Genomic DNA, 24,802 nt, shown 5'->3' on the forward strand with positions numbered 1-24,802 from the left:
CCCCACGCCCCCCCACGCCCAGCTACGCGCAGCGAGCAAGCGTGGGGGCCTTGGTTTTGCCGCCGGGCCGCCCCAAGGCAAAACGCGGCCCCCTCGGGGGGCAGCGCAGCTACGCGCAGCGAGCAAGCGTGGGGGCCTTATTTTTTTCCACCCATGATGCCCCCCAACACCCCGCGCAGGATCTGCCGGCCCAGCGAATTGCCCATGGTGCGCAGCGTGGACTTGGCCACGGTCTGCACCAGCCCGTCGCGCTTGCCGCCGCGCGGCCCGGTGCTGCCGAACAGCAGGTCGTTGAGCCCGTTCATCATGCCCGGCTCGGCCGCGGCGCTGCCTGCGGCCGGGCCCTGGCCCGCGGGCGCCGCGGCGCCGGCCGGCGTGGCCTGGGCCGTGCGCTGCCTGAGGATTTCATAGGCCGATTCGCGGTCCTCGGTCTTCTCGTAGACGCCGGCCACGAGCGACGACTGCATCAGCGCCTGGCGCTGGGCAGCGCTGATCGGCCCGATCTGGCTGCCTGGCGGCACGACATAGACGCGCTCGGTGATGCCGGGCCGGCCTTTTTCGTCAAGGAAACTGATCAGCGCCTCGCCCACGGCCAGCTCGGTGATCGCGGCCTCGATGTCCAGGCCCGGGTTCTGGCGCATGGTGGTGGCCGTGGCCTTCACGGCTTTCTGGTCGCGCGGCGTGAACGCGCGCAGCGCGTGCTGCACGCGGTTGCCCAGCTGGGCGAGCACGCTGTCGGGAATGTCCAGCGGGTTCTGCGTGACGAAGTACACGCCCACGCCCTTGGAGCGCACCAGCCGCACGACCAGCTCGATGCGCTCGAGCAGCACCTTGGGCGCGTCGTTGAACAGCAGGTGGGCCTCGTCGAAGAAGAACACCAGCTTGGGCTTTTCCGGGTCGCCGATTTCGGGCAACTGCTCGAACAGCTCGGACAGCATCCACAGCAGGAAGGTCGAATACAGCCGTGGCGCGTTCATCAGCTTGTCGGCCGAGAGGATATTGACCACGCCCTGGCCGCCCGCGTCGGTCTGCATCAGGTCCTGGATGTCGAGCATGGGCTCGCCGAAGAACCGGTCGCCGCCCTGGCTTTCGATCTGCAGCAGGCCACGCTGTATGGCTCCCACGCTTGCGGCGCTGATGTTGCCGTATTCGGTGGTGAATTGCTTGGCGTTGTCGCCCACATGCTGGAGCATGGCGCGCAGGTCCTTGAGGTCTAGCAGCAGCAGGCCGCTGTCGTCGGCGATCTTGAACACCAGATTGAGCACGCCCATCTGGGTGTCGTTGAGCGCGAGCATGCGGCCCAGCAGCAGCGGCCCCATGTCGGACACGGTGGCGCGCACCGGGTGGCCCAGCTCGCCGAACACGTCCCACAGCGTGGTCGGGCAGGCCAGCGGCGCGGGCAGGGCGATGCCGCGCTCCTTGAGCGAGGCGGCGAGCTTGTCGCCCACGCTGCCGGTCTGGCTGATGCCGGCGAGGTCGCCCTTGACGTCGGCGAGGAACACCGGCACGCCGATCTGCGAGAAACTTTCGGCGATTTTTTGCAGCGTCACGGTCTTGCCGGTACCCGTGGCACCGGTGATCAGGCCATGGCGATTGGCCAGTGCGGGCAGCAGCGCGCATTCTGTGGCAGAGTGCTGTGCGATCAGGAGTGGTGGGGCCATATCGAGGTTCCTCTGGAGATGCGTGCCGTCAAAAGTAAAATCGCCACCAGTAGATTAAATCAATACCAAAGGAATTCCTGTGGCAGGACACAGCAAATGGGCAAATATCCAGCACCGCAAAGGTCGCCAGGATGAAAAACGGGGCCGTATCTGGACCCGCATCATTCGGGAAATCATGGTGGCCGCACGCACCGGCGGCGGTGACCTGGATGCCAACCCCCGGCTGCGCCTCGCGGTGGAGAAAGCCAAGGCAGCCAACATGCCTGCGGACAACATCAAGCGCAACATCGACAAGGCCACGGGCAACCTCGAAGGCGTGAGCTACGAGGAAATCCGATACGAAGGCTACGGTATTGGCGGTGCGGCGATCATTGTCGACACCATGACCGACAACCGCGTGCGCACGGTGGCCGATGTGCGCCACGCATTCAGCAAATACGGTGGCAACATGGGCACGGAGGGCTCGGTGGCCTTCCAGTTCAAGCACTGCGGACAAATCATTTTCGCCCCTGGCACATCGGAGGACCGCGTCATGGAACTGGCGCTCGAAGCCGGGGCCGAGGACGTGGTCACCGACGAGGAGGGTGCCATCGAGGTGCTGACCTCGCCGGCCGACTTTGAAGCCGTACGCAATGCACTGGAAGCCGCGGGCCTCAAGCCCGACGTGGCGGAAGTGACCATGCGCCCTGAAAACACCATCGCCCTCGAAGGCGATGACGCGACCCGCATGCAAAAGCTGCTGGACATGATCGAAGACCTGGATGACGTTCAAGACGTTTACCACAACGCAGACTTATGAAAATTCTTGTGATTGGCGGCGGAGGCCGTGAGCACGCTTTGGCGTGGAAATTGGCGCAATCGCCCAAGGCCACCAAGGTGTATGTTGCACCGGGCAACGGTGGTACGGCGTTGGCGGGCGGCAGGCTCGAAAACCTGGACCTGACCGATGTCGTGGCCCTGCGTGAATGGGCGCAGGCCGAGAAAGTCGGCCTGACCGTGGTCGGCCCCGAAGCGCCGCTCGCGGCCGGCGTGGTCGACGAATTCCGTGCCCACGGGCTCAAGGTCTTCGGTCCGACCAAGGCCGCGGCGCAGCTCGAAAGCTCCAAGGCCTTCTCCAAGGCCTTCATGGCGCGCCATGGTATCCCCACGGCGGCCTATGAGACCTTCAGCGACCCTGCGCTGGCCCATGCCTACATCGACCGTCTGGGCGCGCCCATCGTCGTCAAGGCCGACGGCCTGGCCGCAGGCAAGGGCGTGGTCGTGGCGCTCACTGCTAAGGAAGCGCATGACGCGGTCGACTTCATGCTGGTCGACAACAAGTATGGCGTGAGCCATAACGACGGCGGCGCACGCGTGGTGATAGAGGAATTCCTCGAAGGCGAGGAAGCCAGCTTCATCGTGCTGTGCGATGGCAAGAACGTGCTCGCGCTCGCCACCAGCCAGGACCACAAGCGCCTCAAGGACGGCGACGAAGGCCCGAACACCGGCGGCATGGGCGCCTACTCGCCCGCGCCCGTGGTCACGGCCGACGTGCACGCCCGGGCGATGCGCGAAATCATCCTGCCGACGATTCGCGGCATGGAACGCGACGGCATTCCGTTCACGGGCTTCCTCTATGCGGGTCTGATGATCGACCCTGCAGGCCATGTGAAGACCCTGGAATTCAACTGCCGCATGGGCGACCCCGAAACCCAGCCGATCATGATGCGCCTCAAGAGCGATCTGGTCGACGTGATGTGCGCGGCCGTCGACGGCAAGCTCGACCAGGTCGAGCTCGAGTGGGACCGCCGCATCGCGCTGGGCGTGGTGATGGCGGCCCACGGCTATCCCGAAGCGCCGCGCAAGGGCGATGTGATCACCGGCCTGCCCACGCAAGCCGATGACGCCATGGTCTTCCATGCCGGCACCGCGCTCGTCGACGGCCAGCCCCAGGTCACGGGCGGGCGCGTGCTGTGCGTGACCGCGCTGGCCGACAGCGTCAAGCAGGCCCAGGTGCGTGTCTATGACGTCGCGCGCAGCATCCATTTCGATGGCATGCAGTACCGCCGCGACATCGGCTTTCGCGCGATCAAGAGCTGAGGTGCGGCCTGTGGAAGCAAACGGCGAGACGCCCGCTGACGTGCACCATGTGCGCGCCTACCTGACGGGGCTGCAGGACGCGATCACCCGCGCGCTCGAAGCCGTTGAAGGCGACGGCGCGGGCGCTGGCCGTTTCCTGGCCGATGCCTGGGCCAAAGGGCCCGGGGAGCGCCTGCAGGGCGAGGGCATCACACGCATCATGGAGGGCGGGCGGGTGTTCGAGCGCGCGGGCTGCGGCTTCTCGCATGTGCGCGGCGCGCAGTTGCCGCCATCGGCCACGCAGCACCGGCCGGAATTGGCAGGCGCGCCGTTCGAGGCCATGGGCGTGTCGCTGGTGTTCCACCCGCGCAACCCCTATGTGCCTACGGTGCACATGAACGTGCGCATGATTTCGGCCGGCCATCCGGGCCAGGCGCCTGTGCGCTGGTTCGGTGGCGGGCTAGACCTCACGCCGTGCTATGGCTTCGAGGAAGACGCGGTCGATTTCCACCGCGCCTGCCGCGACGCACTGGGGCCGTTTGGCGCCGACCTCTACCCGCGTTTCAAGACCTGGTGCGACGCGTATTTCCATCTCAAGCACCGCGATGAGCAGCGCGGCGTGGGCGGCATCTTCTTCGACGACTTCTGCGAACTCTCTCCCGGGCAGAGCTTTGCCATGCTGCGCTCGGTCGGCGACTGCCTGCTCAAGGCCTATCTGCCCATCGTCGAGCGCCGCAAGGACACGCCGTATGGCGAGCGCGAAGTGGCGTTCCAGCGCTACCGGCGCGGCCGCTATGTCGAGTTCAACCTGGTCTGGGACCGGGGCACGCACTTCGGCCTGCAGTCGGGCGGACGCACGGAATCCATTTTGCTGTCCATGCCCCCGCATGCCTGCTGGAGCTACCGGCGCGAGGACGCAGCGGACACGCCCGAAGCCGCCCTGACACGCGAATTCCTGGTGCGGCGCGACTGGCTTTGAGCCTGCGGGCCAGCCGTTCTGACGGGCTTGATGTGCGCGCAGCGGGGTTATGCTGCAAAAAACTATAATTTCGATAGCTGACCGCGCAGATGCGGCACGCATATCATTCCAATAACAATGCAACAGCCCGGTCTGCGGTACACCGCGGGGGGCAAGCCGCTGAAGGCGTTCTGCCCCGATGCGCGCTATATTGAACAACCTTTTCTATACATCGCCTGATGACCACCACCCCCAAAACGGAAACCGCCGCCAAAAAAGACGTCACCAAGCTCCAGCGCGCCATCGTCGATGGCCTGGAGGATGTCAAGGCGCAAGACATCCAGGTCTTCAACACCGAACACCTGTCGCCCCTGTTTGAACGCGTGATCGTGGCATCGGGCACGTCGAACCGCCAGACCAAGGCGCTCGCGGCCAGCGTGCGCGATGCCGTCAAGGAAGCCGGCTTCGACAAGCCGCGCATGGAAGGCGAGGAAAACGGCGAATGGATCATCGTCGACTGCGGCGCTGCCGTGGCGCACATCATGCAGCCGGCCATCCGCCAGTACTACCGCCTGGAAGAAATCTGGGGCGACAAGCCCGTGCGCCTCAAGCTCGGCGCCGCCAAGCCCGCGCCTTCGGCCGCAAACCTGCTGGCCGACAAGAAGGCCGCGCAAAAGGCTGCCAAGGCCGACGCCAAGGATGCGCCCAAGACGAAGTCCAAGGCCAAGGCCGCAGACGGCGTGAAGGCCGCCAAGCCCGCAGCGAAGAAGACTGCCGCCAAGCCCGCAGCCGCCAAGAAGCCCGCAGCCAAGACCGTGGCCAAGGGCCTGGCAGCACCTGCCGCCAGTGCCAAGACCGCAGCCAAGACGGCCGCGAACGCTGTTGCCAAGGAAGCCGCCAAGACCGCTGCAAAGTCTGCCGCCAAGGCCGCTGCCAAGCCGGCTGAAGCCAAGAAGCCCGCCGTCAAGAAGGTTGCCGCCAAGGTGCAGACCGTCGTGGTCAAGCCTTCGGTGCCGCGTACTGCCAAGCCCGCAGCGCCTGCCGCCAAGCGCGCACCCCGCAAGGCTTCCTGATCGGGCCTGAAGGATGAAGCTGTTGATCGTGGCCGTGGGCCAGCGCGTGCCCGACTGGGCGCAGACGGCTTACGACGATTACGCCAAGCGCTTTCCACCGGAACTCAAGGTGGAGCTCAAGGCCGTGAAGACCGAGCCGCGTGCCTCGAAAACGCTGGAGACGCTTTATGCGGCCGAGCGCGAGCGCATCGAGGCGGCGATACCGCGCGGCATGCGCATCGTGGTGCTCGACGAACGCGGCACCAGCCTGACGACCAAGGCCCTGGCCCAGCGTCTGCAGGGCTGGCAGCTCGAAGGCGACGACGTGGCGCTGGTCATCGGCGGCCCCGACGGGCTCGAGCCCGCGTTTCGCCAGGCGGCGCACGAGCGCATCCGCCTGTCCGACCTGACGCTGCCGCATGCCATGGTGCGGGTGCTGCTCATCGAGCAGCTCTACCGCGCATGGTCGGTCAATGCGGGCCACCCTTACCACCGCGAGTAAGAGTGGCTGGGCCTCTGGTCCTTTCTCAAGCCAAGCACGAACGCGAAAACCGTTCGTGGTGAGCCTGTCGAACCATGAATGGCCTGTCCTCCATGAGAGCAAGACTCCGTTTGTGGAAACAGCGATTCCACACCACGCGGTTTCTTGATGGCGCATGGCGAGACTTGATCTCGCTTGGCCTTGCTCAATCCTTGCTGCGGCTCATTTCCATCGAGAACGTGAAGCGGTTCGCCGGGTGGAATGAGCGCGAAATTTCCAGCAACTCCCCTGCCGGGTCGTAATAGCGCCGCGTGATCCGCAGCGCGGGCGAGCCGCTTTCCGTTTTCAGTTCCGCGGCCATTTCCGCCGTCAGCAAAATGGCGTTCACGTCCTGGCGTATGCGCGCGATCGCGCGGCCATAGCGCTCCTCGATCAGGCTGCTGATCAGCGTCTGCGGCGACGCGCGCACCAGTTGCGCAATGTCCGCAAAAGCCGCGTCCACATAGACATCGGTCCAGCAGATCGGCAGTGCATTCGTCTGGCTGCCGTCAAACCGCAGGCTGGAAATGCGCAGCCAGCGCGTGCCCCCCGGGCAGTCCAGCTCCTTGGCCAGGGCCAGGTCGGCGACCAGTTCCTGCGAGGACTTGACGGTGCGCACATGCCTGGCACCGAACTGCGCGAGATCGTCCACGGTGGCGATGGACTGCGTGAAGCCCATCGCCGGCCGTGCGGACTCGACGCGCGTGCCCACATTCTTCCTGCGCGAAATCAGGCCCAGCTCCTGCAACTCATCGAGCGCCTTGCGCACCGCGTAACGGCTCAGCCCGTGCTGCTCGCACAGCTCCAATTCGGTCGGCAGCAGGCTGCCCACAGGGTGCTGCCCTGAAGTGATGGCGTCCGTCAGCTCGCGGCAGAGGTCTGTCTGTGTGCGTTTCTTCATCGCTTGATTTTGGCCCGGATCAGGGTTTCCACTGTGAAGTTGATTGTTCGAACATATCTACACTTAATATGTACGAACATAAAGATATGTTCGTTTTTAGTCAACATATTGGATTGCACTCCCATGCTCAACGGCCCATCTTCCAGCACCGTCATCGATTCCATCCTGTTCCGTGATGCTTTCGGCACGCCAGCGATGCGCGAAGTCTTCTCGGACCGGGCACTCATCGCCCGCTATATCGAAGTGGAGGTGGCGCTGGCGCGGGCGCAAGCCAGATGCGGCGTGATTCCGGAAGATGCAGCGCAAACGATTGCGCGCGAGTCGCGCCTGGAAAAGATCGACTTCGATCATATGCGCCATGAGACCGACATCGTGGGTTACCCGATCCTGCCTTTGGTTCACCAACTGGTGGAGATGTGCGGTGACGCCGGCCGCTATGTGCACTGGGGTGCGACCACCCAGGACATCATGGACAGCGCCAATGTGCTGCAGGTGCGCGCCGCGCTGGACATCGTGGAGGCGGACATACGCGCGCTGCGTGCCATCCTGGCCGATCTGGCGAGGAAGCACCGCGACACGCCCATGGCGGGCCGCACCCATCTGCAGCAGGCCCTGCCGGTGACTTTCGGCTACAAGGTAGCGATCTGGCTGGCCATGTTCGACCGCCACCAGCAGCGCCTGGGCGAGCTGCGCGCACGCGTGCAGTGCGTGAGCTTCGCCGGTGCCGCCGGCACGCTGGCTTCGCTGGGCGACAAGGGCTTCGAAGTGCAAAAGGCGCTGGCCGAAGAGCTGGGCCTGCAGGTTCCCGTCACCACCTGGCATGTCGCGCGCGATGGCTTTGCCGAGGCCGTGAACCTGCTGGCGCTGGTCACTGGCTCGCTGGGCAAGATTGCCCTCGACATCATGATCATGGCCTCGACGGAATTCGCCGAAGTCTACGAGCCCTTCGTCAAGGGGCGCGGCGCGAGCAGCACCATGCCGCAAAAACGCAACCCCATTTCCAGCGAGCTGATGCTGGCCGCGGCCAAGGGCGTGCGCCAGCACGCGGGCCTGATGGTCGACGCGATGATCCAGGACTTCGAGCGCGCCACCGGGCCGTGGCATGCCGAGTGGATCGCGATTCCCGAGAGCTTCATCCTGAGCGCCGGCGCGCTGCACCAGGCCAAGTTCGCGCTGGGCGGCCTGATCGTCGACACCGCGCAGATGCGCCGCAATTTGGGCATCAGCCGCGGCTTGATCGTGGCCGAAGCCGTGATGATGGGGCTGGCACCGGCCATTGGCCGCCAGCAGGCGCATGACGTGGTCTATGACGCCTGCCGCACCGTCAATGAAACCGGCGGCACCCTGGCCGAAGCGCTCAGTGCGCTGCCCGCGGTCACGCAGCATTTCGATCGCGCCGCCATCGAGCAACTGACAGACCCTGCCAACTATCTGGGCCTGGCCCCGCAAATGGTCGACCGTGCGCTGCAGGCGTCGGCCCAGATCGTCTGATCCCGATTCCCATCACAATCCAAGGAGACAAAAATGAAGCTGCTCAAGACTTCCGGCGCCGTTGCACTGCTGCTCGCATCCCAGATGGCCGCGGCCCAGGCCTGGCCCACCAAGACCATGACCTGGATCGTGCCCTTTGCCGCGGGCGGCCCCACCGATGCCATGGCACGCGACATCGCCGACAAGGTGTCGCGCCATGTCGGACAGACCATCGTCATTGAAAACGTCGCCGGTGCGGGCGGCACCATCGGCGCGACCAAGGCCTCGCGCTCGCCGGCGGACGGCTACACCTTCCTGGTCGGCCACATGGGCTACATGGGCGCGGGCCCGGCGCTCTACAAGAAGCTCAGCTACGACCCGGTCAAGAGCTTCGAGCCCGTGTTCCGCTTTCCCGACACCCCGCTGGTGATGCTGGTCGGCAAGAATTCGCCCTACAAGACGGCCGACGACTTCGTTGCCGCGGCCAAGGCCAATCCGTCGAAGATCAACTTCAGCAACGCGGGCGTGGGCTCGACCTCCCATCTGATCGCCGCGCTGTTCGCTTCGCGTGCCGGCATCGAAGTCACGCAGATCGCCTACAAGGGCGCGGGCCCGGCGATCAACGACCTGATCGGCGGCCAGGTGGATGCCATGTTCGACCAGAGCAATACCGCCTTGCCGCAGGTGCAGGGCGGGCGCCTCAACGCGATTGCATTGACTTCGCTCACGCCCATGCCAAAGCAGTACCCCGGCGTCCAGCCCCTGGCGGAAAAAACCATTCCCGGCTTCGAGGCCGCGACCTGGTACGGCCTCTACGCCCCCAAGGGAACGCCGCGCGACGTGGTCGAGAAAATGCACCAGGCCTACCTCAAGGCGCTGACCGACAAGGCGTGGACCGAGCGCATGGCGGGCCAGGGCATCAAGCTGCTGCCCGACGCGCAATATGCGCCCGACGCTTTCGGCAAGTTCACGGCCGCTGAAGTGCTGCGCTGGAATGACGTGGTCGCGGCCGCAAAGATCCAGCTCGACTGATTGCAGCCATGGCACGCATCGCACAGGAAGATCTGGTCGAAAGCCTGGCGCGGGCTTTCCAGCACGTGAGCCACTACCATCCGGCCGACTATGTGCATGCGCTGCGCCGGGCGCATGCCAGTGAAGCGCATGCGCCGGCGCGCGCCGCGATAGAGCAGTTGCTGGTCAACAGCCGCCTCGCGGCGCTGGGCCGGCGGCCCATCTGCCAGGATACGGGCGTGGGCCAGGTGTTTCTGCGCGTGGGCTGCGGCGTGCAGTTCTTCCGCCATGACGGTGCGCCGCCCCGGGCCTTGCAGGAGGTCGCCAATGAAGGCGTGCGGCGCGGCTACACCGACCCGGTGAATCCGCTGCGCGCGACCATGGTGTCCGACCCGCTGGGCCTGCGGCGCAATACGCGCGACAACACGCCGGCGGTCGTGCAGTGCGAGATCGTGCAGGGCGATGCGCTCGAAGTGCTGGTGGTCGCCAAGGGCGGCGGCGGGGACGTGAAGACGCGGTTCGCCACGCTCGAGCCCAGCGACAGCGTCGCCGACTGGGTGATCTCCCAGTTGCCGGGCATGGGCGCGGGATGGTGCCCGCCGGGCACGCTGGGCATAGGCATAGGCGGCACGCCCGAGCAGGCCATGCTGCTGGCCAAGCTGTCGCTGTTCGACGCCATCGACATGGATCTTCTGCAGGCCAAAGGCGCGCAGGGAGCCGAAGAGGCGCTGCGGCTCGAGGTGTTCGAGCGCGCCAACGCGCTGGGCATAGGCGCCCAGGGCCTGGGCGGCACTTCGGCCGTGCTGGACGTGAAGCTGCGCACCGCGCCCTGCCATGCGGCCACCATTCCCGTCGCGCTGATACCGAACTGCACCGCGGCACGCTATGTGCGCTTCACCCTCGACGGCAGCGGCCCGGCGGTACTCGCCGAGCCCCCGGCAAGCCTCTGGGACGGCATTGCCGACCGCTTTGATATGCCTGACGCCGTGCGTGTCGATCTGGACCATCTCGACAAGGCGCAGGTCAGCCAATGGAAGATTGGCCAGACACTGCTGCTGTCGGGCACCGTATTGACCGCGCGCGACGCGGCGCACAGGCGCCTGGTGGACTTGATGGCCGCAGGCGAGCCCTTGCCCGTGGACCTGCGCGATCGCACCATCTACTATGTGGGCCCGGTCGACGCCGTGGGCGACGAAGCCGTGGGCCCCGCGGGGCCGACCACGGCGACCCGCATGGACCGTTTTGTCGAGCCGCTGATGGCCGGCACCGGGCTGCTGGCCATGATAGGCAAGGCCGAGCGCGGCAAGGACGCGGTCGCGGCGATTGCGCGCCATGGCGGCGCCTATCTGAGCGCCACGGGCGGGGCGGCCTATCTGCTGGCCAAATCCATACGCGCAGCGCGGGTCATCGCGTTCGCAGACCTGGGCATGGAAGCCATTCACGAGTTCGTGCTGCACGACTTCCCGGTGACGGTCGCCGTGGACAGCAAGGGGCGATCCATTCACCGCTTTGGCAGCGCATCCTGAGGTGGGGCGCTACCGGTTCCGTTGGCGTCTGGATGCGCCTATTCCATACTGTCACTGGCACGGCATGAATTGGTGAGACGATGGGGGATGGCCACTGCAAGGGGCTACGCAAGGCCTGAAGGCGTGGCCGCAAAGCCCCCGTGGTACTATCTTTTTCATAGCCTGCGACGCTTGCTTTGCAAGGGTTGCAGCAGTCTTTCCCGTCTGTCATGTCCGATTTCATCTACCTCGCCTCGCAAAGCCCCCGCCGCCGTCAATTGCTGGCGCAAATCGGTGTTCGCCATGAATTGCTGCTGCCCAACGCAGCCGGTGATCTGGCCGAAGACGCCGAAGCCATCGAAGTCGCGCTGCCCGGCGAAGCGCCGCGCGACTACGTGCAGCGGGTCACGGGCCTCAAGCTCGATGCGGCCGTGGCCCGCCATGCGCGCCGCGGCCTGGCGCCCGCACCCGTTCTCTGTTCCGACACCACCGTCGCGCTGGGGTCGCAGATTCTGGGCAAGCCTGAAGACGAAGCCGATGCAGCGCGCATTCTGGCGCTGCTCGCGGGCCAGGCGCATGAAGTGCTCACGGCGGTGGCGCTGCAGTCGGGCGAGCAGCGCTTCACCGCATTGTCGGTGTCAAACGTGCGTTTCGCGCCCATGACGCCCGCGCAGATCGCGGCCTATGTCGCCACCGGCGAGCCCATGGGCAAGGCCGGCGCCTATGGCATCCAGGGCGCGGCCGCGGTCCATGTCGCCCATCTCGCGGGCAGCTACACCGGCATCATGGGCCTGCCCCTGTTCGAAACCGCCGAGCTGCTGCGCCAGGCCGGCTGGTCTCTTTGAATTGAACAGGCAAGCAATGAACATGCAACAAGACATTCTGATCAATTGGTCGCCCCAGGAAACGCGCGTGGCCATCGTTGAAAGCGGCGCGGTGCAGGAACTGCACATGGAGCGTCCGCTCGAGCGCGGCCTGGTGGGCAATGTCTATCTGGGCAAGGTGGCGCGCGTGCTGCCGGGCATGCAGTCGGCGTTCATCGATATCGGCCTGGAGCGCGCGGCCTTCCTGCACGTGGCCGACGTCTGGCAGCGCCAGGAAAACGGCGAAGCGCCGATGTTCGCGCGCAAGGACCTGCCGGTCAAGCCGATAGAGAAGCAGATCTTCGAAGGCCAGGCCATCCTGGTCCAGGTGATCAAGGACCCGATAGGCACCAAGGGCGCGCGGCTGTCGACCCAGGTCAGCATCGCCGGCCGGCTGCTGGTATTCCTGCCCCAGGATGACCATGTGGGCGTGTCGCAGAAGATTCCGCCGGCCGAGCGCGAAGCCTTGCGCGCACGGCTGCAAGGCCTGGTCGGCGAAAAGGCCACGGGCGGCGGCGGGGGCTTCATCCTGCGCACCAATGGCGAGGATTCGAGCGACCAGGAGCTGTCGGACGACATTGCCTACCTGCGCAAGACCTGGGCACGCATCAAGCAGTCGTCGGTGCAGCTGCCGCCCGGCTCCCTGCTGCACCAGGACCTGAACCTGTTGCAGCGCGTGCTGCGCGACCTCGTGGGCGAACAGACCCAGACGATACGCATAGACTCGCGCGAACAGTTTGCGTTGCTGCAGGCGTTCGGGCGTGAATTCATGCCCGCGGCCGTGCCCAAGCTGCAGCTCTACAAGGGCGAGCGGCCGATTTTCGACCTGTACTCGATCGACGAGGAAATCGCCAAGGCGCTGGGCCGGCGTGTGGACCTCAAATCGGGCGGCTACCTGATCATCGACCAGACCGAAGCCCTGACGACGATAGACGTGAACACCGGCGGCTTTGTCGGCGCGCGCAATTTCGACGACACCATCTTCAAGACCAACCTCGAGGCGGCCCAGGCGATCGCGCGGCAGCTGCGCCTGCGCAACCTCGGCGGCATCGTGATCGCCGACTTCATCGACATGGTGCGCGAAGAGCACCAGCAGTCGGTGCTCACCGAGTTCCGCAAGCAGCTCGGCCGCGACCGCGTCAAGACCATGATGTCGGGCGGCTTCTCGCAGCTGGGCCTGGTCGAGATGACGCGCAAGCGCACGCGCGAATCGCTGGCCCACATGCTGTGCGAGCCCTGCCCGCTGTGCACCGGCAAGGGCATCGTCAAGACCGCGCGCAGCGTCTGCTACGACGTGCTGCGCGAAATCCTGCGCGAGGCGCGCCAGTTCAACCCGCGGGAATTCCGCGTAATTGCCTCGCCCCAGGTCGTCGACTTGTTCCTCGACGAGGAAAGCCCCCACCTTGCAAGCCTCTCGGACTTCATCGGCAAGCCGATTTCGCTGCAGGCGGAGAATGCAATGGGGCAGGAGCAGTACGATATCGTGCTGCTCTGAAGCCAGTTGATCGGAATGCGCGTCAAACCTTGCCGGATAGCGCGTGGACCGTGACAAGGCGGGCATTCTTGGCAACGGCAGGCAAGCACAAAAAGCCCATGCGTTGACACGGCAAAGACCCAATGCTCTCCAGGTGGAAAGACTTGGAGAGGGCCTGCAAAGACTTCTTTGCCAAACGTGCTGACTTTCCGCGTTTCAAACGCAAAGGAAGTGGCGAGAGTTTCTGTGATCCCGATGCAAAGCATTCGTCATCGATCACCCCGGCAAGCGGGTGCGGCAACAAGCCGGTCTGAACCGCTGCATTCTCGGTCAGGGCTGGGCCGAGTTCAGGCGGCAGCTGGCTGTACAGGACTGGAGCGGCGCCCCATGCTGCTGGCAGTGCCCGACACCAGCCAGACCTGCCCGTGCCGCGGCCACGTTGCGCCGGAAAACCGGCGCACACAGCAGCAATTCCTGTGCGTCGCCTGCGGCCACACGGCCCATGCCGACGTGGTCGGCGCGATCAATGTTCCAGAGCGTGGACAGCGCTTGTGAGTTCGCGCAGGGGAAGGGTGTCAATAAAGCCTCAAATATGGTATGGTTTTTGTCTGAGTGGCTATGAAAATTCGCAAAAGATAGCGGTTATCTTGTCAGCGAATACATGAAGCACGGCGATGAAGAAGGCCGGCGCTACACCGGAGGTTGGATGAGCTAATGCTCCGAAAGAACTCCCTGCGCATGGTATGCATGGGTGATTATTGGGTGCCATAAGAACGGTACAGATACTCCATGCAGCGGGTTTTATGGTGGATGGAGCTAGTCGGCATCGCATCCTTTGCAAGGAAGATGCCACTGGTTGATAATACTGTTTTTTCCCATGGGACGTCGCCTCGTCCTGTTGGGGCAGGCGCATCCCGAAATCCCATCAGGAGCGTCTACATGACTTTTGCAGATCAGCAGCGTATATCTATTGAAAATCTCGAGGTAACGGCATCCGGCAGTGAAGAAACACTGTGCTTTAGTGCGACTGTACTGCTTGACAATGAACCCATTGCATGCGCCAGCAATCAGGGTCAAGGTGATCTGACCTGCATTTATCCATTGCAGGGACGGGGAATGGGCGAGAAATTCAGCGAGGCAGAGGAATTTGCGAAATCCCTTGAAATGGATTCTGCAGATAATCGAGGTTTGGAGAGGGTCTCAAGGGAAATGGGTTTCACCAGTGCGCTGAATTATCTGGTAGATACCCTCGTGGAACAGCAGTGCATTAATAAAAAAGTGCAGGAGATGTTCCGCCGCGACATGAAGACGATGCTGCTGTTCTTCAAAGGCCGTCGGCTGTTGTTTGTCAAAGGAGTCAAGCCTGAATCCATTGTGGACAAACCCGCATATTACAATGCGCTGAGGGAGTTGCAGGGCCGTGAAATTGTCATTCTGGACGAACTCCCCGAAGACGAGGCATTTCAACGCTGGAAGAACCAGGCCATCGATATTGATGAATGCAGTGGAAGTTGAATTGTGGATCTGCGCAGAGGTCCGGGGCTCATTCGACGTCTTGGAAGCTGCGGGTGTTTGCGCAAACCTCGTAATCACGCTGTAGCGATTCAAGCCTGTGTGGGGTGGAGCTTTGCGCTTTTGTCATCATAGTCTCATGCACTATGATGGTGGACAGGCGCCGAATGCGTTCAGCGCACCGTGGGCACTCCCACTCTACCCGGGCGAGACATTTGGCTTCTGCAGATCTGGAAACCAGGGTCCAGACTGTAAAATCTGGACTTTCTGGTGAACGATGTCCCAACAACCGACAAGAAAATTTTCCGAGTGAGAATAATTGTATCTTCCGCAAAATATTAATCCTGGTAAATACGATTTATTTTTCTATGTCCAAGTGAGATGCAGAAATCTATCCCAATGACGATTGCCTGAATTTTCTGTGTCCTTGGAATGTTTACATATTGTTTCGACTTTTATCTTGTGAGATTTTACCTGTTTTGGGAACAAAAGAAAGTACCTATAAAAGGTACGGGTGACTAGAAGCATACATACCCCCGAAATGCAGGCATTAAACCGTTGGCTACGCGAGAAGCGCGAGGGTCTGGGGCTGACCATGCGTGAGGTGGGCGAGCGCCTCGGGATGCCGCATACCTTCGTGCAGAAGGTCGAAACGGGTGAGCGCCGCTTGGATGTGGTGGAGTACGTCTGGTACTGTGAGGCCCTCGACATCAAGCCATATCACGGGATCGATATCGTTGTTGATCATTTGGTCGCAAGGCCTCCTCGGTCCAAAGCAGAAGGGTAGTGGCCTCGGGTGAGGTACTCCTGATGCCGAATGTGCATGCCTGGTGCTTTGCATGTGCCTAATGTGCTTTCAGCGCCTGCGTGCCCAATGCCAGCAATTTATTTTCGGTGCCTGATGCGGGATGGCCGCCTGTTTCGGCACCGGGGGCAGTCCAATGCAGCGCACTGTCGCCGGCCAGGCGGAACAAGGAAACGGCTTTTTGCAATCGCCGGGCCTGGACTTCGAGCGCGGAGGCCGCACCGGCAGCCTGCTCGACCAACGCGGCGTTTTCCTGTGTGACCTGGTCCATCTGCGTCATGGCGAGGTTGATTTCCTCTATGCCCGCCGCCTGCTGGTGGGAAGCGGTCGAAATCTTGCCGACCAGGGTCGCAAGCCTACGCACGGACTCCAGCATGTCTTCCATGGTGGAGCCGGCGGCCTGCACCTGCCCGGAGCCTTGCGCCACCGCAGTGCTGGACGCGGTGATCAGGTCCTTGATCTCTTTGGCCGCAACTGCGCTGCGCTGGGCCAGCGTGCGCACTTCGCTGGCTACCACGGCGAAGCCTCTGCCCTGTTCCCCGGCGCGGGCCGCCTCCACGGCGGCGTTCAGCGCCAGGATGTTCGTCTGGAAGGCGATGGAGTCGATGACGGAGATGATGTCGTTGATGCGCAGCGAACTGTCGGAGATCTGGCGCATGGTCGCCACGGCCTGCTGCACGGCTGCGCCGCCGCGCTTCGCGTTCTCGTTGGTCTGAGTGGCCAGGTCCCGGGCCTGGCCCGCGTCCCGGGCATTGCCGTGCACGCTGCGGGCCAGCTCCTCCATGCTGGCAACGGTCTGTTCCACGGACGACGCCTGCTCTTCGGTGCGTGATGACAGGTCGATGCTGCCGGCCGCGATCTCGGCTGCGCCGTGGTGGATCTGCACCACACCCTCGCGCACGGAGCCTACCGTGCGCGACAGGCTGTCCTGCATCTCCCGCAGGAAAGGCACGATCTGGCCTATGCAGTTTTTCCCGAAAAAGGAAATGGGTTGGGTGAGGTCTCCGTCCGCGATGCGCTGGAAATGCAGCTTGATGTCGTCCAGTGGCTGCTTGACGCAGGCCACCACATAACGGTCGCCCAACACCACCAGCAGCAAACAGGTTCCGACCAGAATCGCGGCGCCTGTCAATGCCTGCGTGCGATTTTCGTGCACCGACAGCTCGAGCTGGTTTTCATATTCCTGCGTGTGGCGCTCGTAGCGGGCCACGGTTTGGTCGAATGTCTGGCTGGCGGGAATGACGACCTTGGCTGCGTGCTCCGCTGCCCGTGCCATGTCTCCAGCCGCCAGAAGCGTTTTCTGTCCCGTGATGCCTGAATCCAGCAAGGTATGAAACCCGGTTTGCAGTGCCTGAAGCAGGGAGGGCGGCACATGGGAGCCAGCCTCGCGGGCAAAGACCTCGAAACTCAGGCGCGCTGCGGAGAGTGTGGCGTCGATGGCTTGTTTCTCCGCAGCGGCCATGACGACGTAGTCTTGGATGAGGGCCAGTTGCAATCGTGCGTGCAGTAGCTGGTGGTGGGCGTGGTGAAGCGCCGACACCTCCTGCAATAGCTGATGTCTGGCTTTTGATGTCTTTTCGGCTTGCGCCAGGCTGAGGTTGCCGATGGCGGTCAGTGCGATGACCAGCGTACTGACCAGCAAAAGCACGCATCGAACCATGTTGCGGACAGTGACGTCTCTGAGGAACTGTTGCATGTGTGAGATCGGTCTATATCGCCAAGGGTTTGCCCTTGTCTTTGGCTGTCATGGAAGAAATGTGACGGGTGAAGTTGTTGCAATTTGTACCTGATTTGGGTACATTTTGCTAATAATGATTCACTCGGCTGAAAATTGCAAACCTTTTGTTACATGTAGGTTGAAAATTGGAGAGGCCAGATGCGTTGCGAAAGCCCGGACCATCTTCCGCTGTACAAGTCGCGACAGTCGGCATGGATACATGCTTGCTGCAAGTTCTTCGGGAGCAGGGCAGTGGGGCCTGCACCATGCTTAAGCGCATAGACAAACGGCATCTCACCATGGGCATGTACGTCCACGAATTCTGTGGATCGTGGATGGAGCATCCGTTCTGGCGGACGAAGTTTCTGCTCAAGTGCCAAAAGGACCTGGCCCGCATCCAAGCCACTCCGATCCGTGAGTGCTGGATCGACACCTCCAGGGGGCTTGATGTCGTCTCCGGCACCTTCTCGGTATCGAGCGAGGAAGTCGATGCCCAGATCGACACCGAATTCAGCCGTCTGCAGGATCTGCCGCCCATCCACGTCTCCTTCCTGTCTCCATCCCCTCCACCGGCGCTGGACCGCAATCCCGTGGATATGAGCAGCGAACTGAAGGAGGCGGCAGTCATATGCATGAAGTCCAAGGAGGCTGTGGTCTCGATGTTCCACGAGGCCAGGATGGGTCGGGTCGTGGATACCGTGGCTGCGCAAGGCCTGGTGGAGGAGATATCGGACTCCGTCATGCGCAATCCCGCAGCGCTGATCAGCCTGGCGCGCCTGAAGACGGCGGACGACTACACCTATATGCATTCGGTGGCGGTGTGCGCGCTCATGGTCGCCCTGGCAAAGCAGCTCAAGCTCGGTGACGAACAGATCCGGCTGGCGGGCCTGGCCGGGCTGCTGCACGACCTGGGCAAGGCCATGATTCCGCTGGAGGTGCTCAACAAGCCCGGCAAGCTCAGCGACGAGGAGTTCGCCGTGGTACGCCGCCACCCCGTGGATGGCTTCCATATGCTGAAGGCGTGCGGCAATGTCCCCGAGCCGGTGCTCGACGCTTGCCTGCACCACCATGAGAAGATCGACGGTTCGGGCTATCCGGACAGGCTGCGGGGCGACGACATCAGCGTGATCGCCCGCATGGCTGCCATCTGCGACGTCTACGACGCCATCACGTCCGATCGGCCCTACAAGCGCGGCTGGGATCCGGCCGATTCGCTGCGCCGCATGGCGGAGTGGGCCCCCGGCCACTTCGACCTGCGCTTGTTCCAGGCCTTCGTCAAGAGCATAGGCATCTACCCCGTGGGTTCGCTGGTGCGCCTGACGTCCGGCCGTATCGGCGTGGTGGTCGAGCAGACTTCGAAGTCCCTCACCATGCCTATCGTCAAAGTCTTCTTTTCCACCCAGTCTGAAAAGCGCATACTGCCCGAACTGGTGGACCTGTCCGCCCAGGATTGCGCCGAAAGGATCCTGGCGCGCGAAGACCCCGAGAAATGGAATTTCCAGGACTTGAACGCGCTGTGGTCCGGTTTCGGCGAAAGGATCTGGTAGGCGCGCGCCGTCTGCAGCGCCATTTCGCCTTCAGGCCAGTGCCGTATCCAGCACCATCATCAGCACAAAGCCCAGCATCAGTCCTGCGGTCGCAAACACTTCGTGGCCCTTGCGGTGGGATTCGGGGATGATTTCGTGGCTGATGACGAACAGCATGGCGCCGGCCGCAAAGCCCAGGCCCCAGGGCAGCAGCAGCGCCGAATGGCCGACGATGGAGGCGCCGACCACGGCGCCGATGGGCTCTACAAGTCCCGATGCCATGCCCAGGGCCACGGCCAGCGCGCGGCCATAGCCGGCCGCAAGCAGGGCTGCGGCGACGATGAAGCCTTCGGGCACGTCCTGGATGGCAATGCCGATCGCCAGCGCGTTGGCGCGCATGCCTTCGTTGCCCGCATAGCCCACGCCGATCGCCAGCCCTTCGGGAATGTTGTGCAGGGCGATCGCAAACACGAACAGCCAGGTGCGGCGCAGCTTTTGCGCGCTCGCGCCCTCGCGTCCCTTGATGAAGTGTTCGTGCGGCAGCAACCTGTCCATCGCCAGCAGCACCAGGCCACCGAGCAGGATCGCCGCGCCGACGGAGCCGCTCGCGGCCCAGGCGCTGCCGCCGGCCGAGCGCACTGCGTCCAGCCCTGGAATGACCAGCGAGAATGCGCATGCCGCAAGCATCACGCCCGCGCCAAAGCCGAACAGGGTGTCCTGCAGGCGTTCCGACGGGCGCTGGGCCAGCAGCACCGGCAAGGTGCCCAAAGCCGTGGCCAGCGCCGCAACGCAGCCCGCCAGCAGCGCGCCGCGCGCCGCCGGGTTGCTTTGCAGTCCATTCCAGACCAGCGCGCACAGCGCCCAGACGCCCAGGATGGAGATCGCCAGCCCGATGCGGGTCTTGAGCCGCATGCGGGGTACGCCAGGTGTCGCGCCGGTGCTGGAGTCATTCATACGCGCGTCCGATCAGCCTTGCAGTGCCTTGGCGTGGCGGCGTGCGACTTGCGCCCAGTCGATCACGTTGTAGAACGCGGCGATGTACTCGGGGCGACGGTTCTGGTACTTGAGGTAGTAGGCATGCTCCCACACATCGAGGCCGAGGATGGCCGTATTGCCCGAACCAATGCCTATCATGGCCGGGTTGTCCTGGTTCGCGCTGCTTTCGACCGCGAGCTTGCCCGCCTTGTCGACCGTGAGCCAGGCCCAGCCGCTGCCGAAGCGGCTCAGCGCGGCCTTGGTGAATGCGGCCTTGAAGGCGTCGAGACCGCCGAGGTCGGCGTCGATGGCACGCGCCAGATCGCCGCCGGGCTGGCCGCCGCCCTGGGGCGACATGACTTCCCAGAACAGGCTGTGGTTGGCATGGCCGCCGCCGTTGTTGCGCACCGCGGGGCGCAGCGCTTCGGGCAGGGATTCGACCTGGGCGATCAGGGTATCGATGGCCAGTTCCGCATATTCGCTGCCTTCGAGCGCCGCATTGAGATTGTTCACATAGGTCTGATGGTGCTTGGTGTAATGGATCTCCATCGTCTGCGCGTCGATGTGGGGCTCCAGGGCGTCATAGGCGTAGGCAAGCTTGGGCAGGGTGTAGGGCATCGGAATCCGTCCGGGAGTGGAAAAACAAGGGCAGCGCAGCGCCTGGGTGAAGGTTTGCGAACCAAAGGCGCTCAATCATCCGACAGATATTAAATGAGAATCATTCCATTAATAAAACCCATTTGTGCAACATTGATATCGAAGGCGTTGCCTGCGCAAAGGACTGCTGGCTACGGCCCGGCGCCCGCATGCCGTGATCGGCGTGTCCGCTTCGCCCATCAAGCGCTCGCGCATTCCGGCGACCTATCGCCATGCGCCGCTGACGGCCCGTCGAGCCGTTCGATGGAAGCGGCCGTCTCAGAGCTTGCGCAGGCGCGCGAGCGCGGCGTGCAGCGTCGCGTCTTCCTTGGCGAAGCAAAAGCGCACCACGCGCTGATCGAAGCCGTCGCCGTAGAACGCCGACAGCGGAATCGCGGCCACGCCGATCTCGCGCACCAGCCACTGGCAGAAGTCGGCTTCGCTCAGCTCGCTCACGGCCGAAATGTCCACGCACTGGAAGAAGCTGCCGGTGCTCGGCAGCAGCTTGAGGCGCGAGTCCGCAAGACCTGCGCGAAACAGATCGCGCTTGGCCTGGTAGAACGCCGGCAGGCCCAGGTAGCGCTGCGGGTCGGCCAGATAGCTGGCCAGGCCGTGCTGCATGGGCGTGTTCACGGTGAACACGTTGAACTGGTGGACCTTGCGGAACTCGGCCATCAGCGCCGCAGGTGCGGCCACGCTGCCGACTTTCCAGCCCGTGACGTGGAAGGTCTTGCCGAAGCTCGAATTGATGAAGGCGCGCGCGGCCAGGCCTGGAAAGCGCGCCGCGCTCTGGTGCTCGGCGCCGTCGAACACCATGTGCTCGTAGACTTCGTCGCTGATCAAGAGCACGTCGGTGGGCGCGAGCAGTTCCTCGAGCGTGCGCATTTCCTCGGCGGTCCATACCGTGGCGCTGGGGTTGTGCGGCGTGTTGATGATCAGCAGCCGGGTGCGCGGCGTGATCGCGGCCGCTATTTTTGCGAAGTCGGGGCGGAAGGTGCGCGGCGTCAAGGGCACGCGCACGGCGACGCCGCCGGCCAGCGCGATGTTGGGAATGTAGCTGTCGTAGCAGGGGTCGAGAACGATGACTTCATCGCCCGGGTGCACGCAGGCCAGGATGGCGGTGAGAATGCCCTGGGTCGCGCCCGCGGTGATGGTGACTTCGCTGTCGGGATGGTAGGCGCGGCCATGCAGCGCCGCGATCTTGCCCGATACCGCCTGGCGCAGCGCGGCAACGCCGGGCATGGGCGGGTACTGGTTGTGGCCGGCCAGCATGGCCTGGTGCACGGCCTCGATCAGCGCCGGGTCGCAGGCAAAGTCGGGAAAGCCCTGGCCCAGGTTCACGGCCTGGTGCTCGGTGGCCAGGGCCGACATCACGCTGAAGATCGTGGTGCCGACGGCGGGCAGCTTGCTGGCAAAAAGGGGCGTGCGGGGGGCGGATGCAGCAGGGAGAGAAGTCATGGTGCAGCAGGAAAGACGAAAGGGCGCGGACAGCCGGCCGCCGGGCAGGTCAGGAAGGAGTGATTACAGCTCGTAGTCGGCCACATGGCCATTCATGGCGCGCACCACGAGATCGCGGCTCAGGCGGTCGCTGAGCAGTTCGGCGAACTTGTAGACGAAGGTGCGCATGTAGGCGCCGCGCTTGAATGCGACGCGCGCGACGTTCTGGCCGAACAGGTGGCCCATGGGGCGCACCACGAGGTCGCCGGCCGGGTCGTCGCGCATCGCCATTTCGGCGACGATGCCTACGCCCAGGCCCAGGCGTACATAGGTCTTGATCACGTCGGAGTCTATGGCCTCGAGCACCACCCGCGGCTGCATGCGGCGCGTGGCGAAGGCCTGGTCGATCTTGTTGCGGCCGGTGAACGAGGGGTGGTAGGTGATCAGCGATTCGTGCGCGATGTCGTCGAGCGAAATGCGTTCCTTCTGCGCGAGCGGGTGCTGGGGCGGCACCACGAGCACATGCTGCCATTCGTAGCAGGGCAGGGTCACGAGTTCGGGGTAATCGGCCAGCGACTCGGTCGCCATGCCGATTTCGGCGATTTCGTCGATGACCATGCGCGCGACTTCGGCGGGCGTGGCCTGGTGCAGGCTGATGTGCACCTTGGGGTAGAGCTCGCGCAGCTTGGCGACCGATGGTGGCAGCACATAGCGCGCCTGCGTATGCGTGGTCGCTATGCTCAGCGTGCCGCTGTCCTGGGCGCTGAACTGCTCGCCTATGCGCTTGAGGTTGCCCACTTCGCGCATGATCAGCTCTATGCTTTGCAGCACATGCTGGCCCGGCTCGGTGATGCGCTTGAGGCGCTTGCCGTGGCGCGCGAAAATGTCCACGCCCAGCTCTTCCTCCAGCTCGATGATGGCCTTGGAGACCCCGGGTTGCGAGGTATGCAGGGCCTTCGCAGCCTCGGTAAGGTTGAGGTTGCGGCGCGCGGCTTCTTGGACGAAGCGGAATTGATGCAGGTTCATATCTGATTTCTGCTAAGAGCTTCCATCATTATGACGCATTTGTCTAATAAGAACTGTGAAATTCGCTGCGTCAGCAATGGCGTTGGTTATTCGGTGGCAATCTGCGCCAGCAAGGCCGTGACCCGCGCATCCTCTCCGACCGACGCCTGGACTTCGACCTGCACATCCGGATGGCGGGCCTGCAACTCGGCCACCAGCCGCGGAATGTCTTCGCGCGCATGCTTGCCGGTGCCAAGAAACATCGGCGTGATGCGCAACCGGCGCACGCCCTGGGCGATCAGCTGGTCGGCGGCCTGGGCGAGGCTGGGCTCGGTCAGCTCGAGGTAGGCGCAGCAGCAGGGCGACAGCGGCTGCGCGCGCTGCACGCGCGCCTGCACGGCTTCGATGGGCGCGCGCCACAGCGGGTCGCGCGAGCCATGGCCCAGCAGGATCACGCCGAACGCGGGGGAGTGGGCAGAGGTCATGGTCATCGCCTGAGTACCAGCCAGCTGAAGGCGCCCAGCGACAGCAGGCTGTAGATGAAGCCCGGCGCCGCGGCCGTGAGCCAGGGCGACCAGTTCTGCAGGTTGCCCGCGTAGCCGAAGACGTTGTTGAGCAGGAAGAAGCTGATGCCGGCCATCACGCCGCCAAACACATAGCCGGCGATGCCGCCCGAACGGAAGTGCAGGTAGGCGAAGGGCAGGGCCAGCACCACCATCACCAGGCAGCTCAAGGGATAGAACACCTTGCGCCAGAATTCGATCTCGTAGCGCTGCGCGGACTGGCCGTTGGCTTCGAGGTGGCGTATGTACTGGAACAGGTCCAGGGTCGCCATGCGGTCGGGCTTGAGCAGCGAAGCCGCGATCATTTCCGCGCTGATGCGCGTGGGCCAGCTCAGCGTATCCTGGCGCACGCGATCGAGCCGGGCCTGGCCGGCCTCCACGACATAGGTGCTGCGCGCCACGTTGCGCAGCTCCCAGACGTCGTTCCTGGCGTCGACCACCGCGGCGTCGGCATGGGTCTGCGACGCCATGTGGCCCAGGGCGTCGAACTCGAAAATGCGCACGCCCAGCAGCTCGCCATTGTTGCTCAAGGCATTCACGTTCACCGCGAACGAATGCTCGCCCTGGCGCTCCTTGAGCCAGGCACCGGTCGCTCCGCTCGACAGGCGGCCGAGCTGCGCGGCCTTGACGGTCTGCGCCAGGCGTTCGGCCGCGGGCGCGATGTAGTCGCCCACGGCAAAGGTCAGCACCACGAAGCCGCAGCCCAGCACCAGCAGCGTGCGCAAGGCCATCCACGGCCCCATGCCGCTGGTGCGCATGATGGTGAATTCCGAGCTTTGCGCCAGCCTGGCCATGACGAAGATCGTGCCTATGAGCACGGTGATAGGCAGCAGCTCGTAGAGGTGGCTGGGCAGGCTCAGCAGCACGAACACCAGCGCGTGCGACGGCTTGTACAGATCGCCGCCGGTGCGCCCGACCCAGCGCAATTCGTCGATCAGGTCAAAGAAGAAAAACAGGCCCAGAAAGGCCAGGGTCACGAAGGCCACGGCGGACATCGCATCGCGGTAAATCAGTCGGCGCAGGACTTTCATCAGAGTGCGCGTGAAACCTCGGCATTCATGCCGGGGAGGTAGAGCGCCGGATGCGAAGCATCCGATGCTTTTGGCCTTACCTGATCACGTTTTGTGTGATTGGCCGGGTTAAGAAAATAGCC

The 24,802-nt window shown here is 63.9% G+C and carries 23 protein-coding genes; 14 read left to right on the forward strand and 9 right to left on the reverse strand.

The window, feature by feature from the left end; translation table 11 throughout:
* Positions 1-137: 137 nt before the first annotated feature.
* Entirely contained in the window at positions 138-1,661 is a 1,524-nt protein-coding gene (locus GVL12_RS24195; protein WP_159918117.1) for a helicase HerA-like domain-containing protein, read from the reverse strand.
* Positions 1,662-1,740: 79 nt separating this feature from the next.
* Between GVL12_RS24195 and GVL12_RS24200 the strand changes: the two genes are divergently transcribed.
* The 5 genes from GVL12_RS24200 (at position 1,741) to rlmH (ending at position 6,231) form a co-directional block, all read left to right on the forward strand.
* Positions 1,741-2,460: a YebC/PmpR family DNA-binding transcriptional regulator gene (locus tag GVL12_RS24200; RefSeq protein ID WP_159918118.1), complete on the forward strand. Its 720-nt coding sequence runs from the start codon at positions 1,741-1,743 to the stop codon at positions 2,458-2,460.
* Positions 2,457-3,740 (forward strand): phosphoribosylamine--glycine ligase, encoded by a 1,284-nt coding sequence (purD, locus tag GVL12_RS24205; RefSeq protein WP_159918119.1) that lies wholly within the window; start codon positions 2,457-2,459, stop codon positions 3,738-3,740. Before GVL12_RS24200 ends, purD begins: the two co-directional genes overlap by 4 nt.
* Positions 3,741-3,750: 10 nt before the next feature.
* Complete coding sequence (gene hemF / locus GVL12_RS24210) at positions 3,751-4,698, forward strand: oxygen-dependent coproporphyrinogen oxidase (RefSeq protein ID WP_235033971.1); 948 nt, start codon at positions 3,751-3,753, stop codon at positions 4,696-4,698.
* A 218-nt stretch (positions 4,699-4,916) separates the two neighbouring features.
* Complete coding sequence (gene rsfS / locus GVL12_RS24215) at positions 4,917-5,750, forward strand: ribosome silencing factor (protein ID WP_159918121.1); 834 nt, start codon at positions 4,917-4,919, stop codon at positions 5,748-5,750.
* Between the two features lie 13 nt (positions 5,751-5,763).
* A complete protein-coding gene (gene rlmH, locus GVL12_RS24220; protein ID WP_159918122.1) occupies positions 5,764-6,231 on the forward strand; it encodes a 23S rRNA (pseudouridine(1915)-N(3))-methyltransferase RlmH in 468 nt (155 codons plus the stop codon).
* Positions 6,232-6,415: 184 nt separating this feature from the next.
* On the opposite strand, the gene GVL12_RS24225 is transcribed toward rlmH, so the two are convergent.
* A complete protein-coding gene (locus GVL12_RS24225) occupies positions 6,416-7,150 on the reverse strand; it encodes a GntR family transcriptional regulator (RefSeq protein WP_159918123.1) in 735 nt (244 codons plus the stop codon).
* Positions 7,151-7,273: 123 nt separating this feature from the next.
* Between GVL12_RS24225 and pcaB the strand changes: the two genes are divergently transcribed.
* The 8 genes from pcaB to GVL12_RS27105 all read left to right on the forward strand — a co-directional run bounded on the left by pcaB (position 7,274) and on the right by GVL12_RS27105 (position 15,772).
* The gene (gene pcaB, locus GVL12_RS24230) at positions 7,274-8,641 is read left to right on the forward strand and encodes a 3-carboxy-cis,cis-muconate cycloisomerase (protein ID WP_159918124.1); all 1,368 of its coding nucleotides are present in this window, start codon (positions 7,274-7,276) and stop codon (positions 8,639-8,641) included.
* A 33-nt stretch (positions 8,642-8,674) separates the two neighbouring features.
* Positions 8,675-9,652 (forward strand): tripartite tricarboxylate transporter substrate binding protein, encoded by a 978-nt coding sequence (locus GVL12_RS24235; protein WP_159918125.1) that lies wholly within the window; start codon positions 8,675-8,677, stop codon positions 9,650-9,652.
* Between the two features lie 8 nt (positions 9,653-9,660).
* Positions 9,661-11,157, forward strand: coding sequence for a fumarate hydratase (locus tag GVL12_RS24240; protein ID WP_159918126.1), 1,497 nt, complete (start codon positions 9,661-9,663; stop codon positions 11,155-11,157).
* A gap of 209 nt (positions 11,158-11,366) precedes the next feature.
* The gene (locus GVL12_RS24245) at positions 11,367-11,981 is read left to right on the forward strand and encodes a nucleoside triphosphate pyrophosphatase (protein ID WP_159918127.1); all 615 of its coding nucleotides are present in this window, start codon (positions 11,367-11,369) and stop codon (positions 11,979-11,981) included.
* Positions 11,982-12,003: 22 nt separating this feature from the next.
* On the forward strand, positions 12,004-13,494 hold the full coding sequence (gene rng, locus GVL12_RS24250) for a ribonuclease G (protein ID WP_159918128.1): 1,491 nt from the start codon (positions 12,004-12,006) through the stop codon (positions 13,492-13,494).
* Between the two features lie 366 nt (positions 13,495-13,860).
* On the forward strand, positions 13,861-14,028 hold the full coding sequence (locus GVL12_RS24255) for a zinc ribbon domain-containing protein (protein WP_159918129.1): 168 nt from the start codon (positions 13,861-13,863) through the stop codon (positions 14,026-14,028).
* A 384-nt stretch (positions 14,029-14,412) separates the two neighbouring features.
* Positions 14,413-14,988: a hypothetical protein gene (locus GVL12_RS24260; RefSeq protein WP_159918130.1), complete on the forward strand. Its 576-nt coding sequence runs from the start codon at positions 14,413-14,415 to the stop codon at positions 14,986-14,988.
* 619 nt (positions 14,989-15,607) lie between these two features.
* Positions 15,608-15,772: a hypothetical protein gene (locus GVL12_RS27105; RefSeq protein WP_368855050.1), complete on the forward strand. Its 165-nt coding sequence runs from the start codon at positions 15,608-15,610 to the stop codon at positions 15,770-15,772.
* A 58-nt stretch (positions 15,773-15,830) separates the two neighbouring features.
* Here the strand turns inward: GVL12_RS27105 and GVL12_RS24270 are convergent, their stop codons facing one another.
* The gene (locus tag GVL12_RS24270) at positions 15,831-17,486 is read right to left on the reverse strand and encodes a methyl-accepting chemotaxis protein (RefSeq protein ID WP_159918132.1); all 1,656 of its coding nucleotides are present in this window, start codon (positions 17,484-17,486) and stop codon (positions 15,831-15,833) included.
* A 287-nt stretch (positions 17,487-17,773) separates the two neighbouring features.
* On the opposite strand from GVL12_RS24270, the gene GVL12_RS24275 reads away from it, so the two are divergent.
* A complete protein-coding gene (locus GVL12_RS24275) occupies positions 17,774-19,054 on the forward strand; it encodes an HD-GYP domain-containing protein (protein WP_159918133.1) in 1,281 nt (426 codons plus the stop codon).
* Between the two features lie 30 nt (positions 19,055-19,084).
* Here the strand turns inward: GVL12_RS24275 and GVL12_RS24280 are convergent, their stop codons facing one another.
* The 6 genes from GVL12_RS24280 to lptG all read right to left on the reverse strand — a co-directional run bounded on the left by GVL12_RS24280 (position 19,085) and on the right by lptG (position 24,680).
* Positions 19,085-19,987: a ZIP family metal transporter gene (locus tag GVL12_RS24280; protein ID WP_159918134.1), complete on the reverse strand. Its 903-nt coding sequence runs from the start codon at positions 19,985-19,987 to the stop codon at positions 19,085-19,087.
* 12 nt (positions 19,988-19,999) lie between these two features.
* On the reverse strand, positions 20,000-20,626 hold the full coding sequence (locus GVL12_RS24285; protein ID WP_159918135.1) for a superoxide dismutase: 627 nt from the start codon (positions 20,624-20,626) through the stop codon (positions 20,000-20,002).
* 297 nt (positions 20,627-20,923) lie between these two features.
* Positions 20,924-22,102: a pyridoxal phosphate-dependent aminotransferase gene (locus GVL12_RS24290; RefSeq protein ID WP_159918136.1), complete on the reverse strand. Its 1,179-nt coding sequence runs from the start codon at positions 22,100-22,102 to the stop codon at positions 20,924-20,926.
* Positions 22,103-22,165: 63 nt separating this feature from the next.
* Positions 22,166-23,107 carry a CysB family HTH-type transcriptional regulator gene (locus tag GVL12_RS24295; RefSeq protein ID WP_159918137.1) on the reverse strand — a complete coding sequence of 314 codons (942 nt, stop codon included), beginning with the start codon at positions 23,105-23,107 and terminating at the stop codon, positions 22,166-22,168.
* An 86-nt stretch (positions 23,108-23,193) separates the two neighbouring features.
* Positions 23,194-23,571 carry a sirohydrochlorin chelatase gene (locus GVL12_RS24300; protein WP_200844054.1) on the reverse strand — a complete coding sequence of 126 codons (378 nt, stop codon included), beginning with the start codon at positions 23,569-23,571 and terminating at the stop codon, positions 23,194-23,196.
* Between the two features lie 2 nt (positions 23,572-23,573).
* Positions 23,574-24,680, reverse strand: coding sequence for an LPS export ABC transporter permease LptG (gene lptG, locus GVL12_RS24305; protein WP_159918139.1), 1,107 nt, complete (start codon positions 24,678-24,680; stop codon positions 23,574-23,576).
* Between the last annotated feature and the right edge of the window lie 122 nt (positions 24,681-24,802).

The sequence above is a fragment of the Pantoea sp. 18069 genome, from assembly GCF_902706035.1.
Lineage (GTDB): Bacteria > Pseudomonadota > Gammaproteobacteria > Burkholderiales > Burkholderiaceae_C > Comamonas.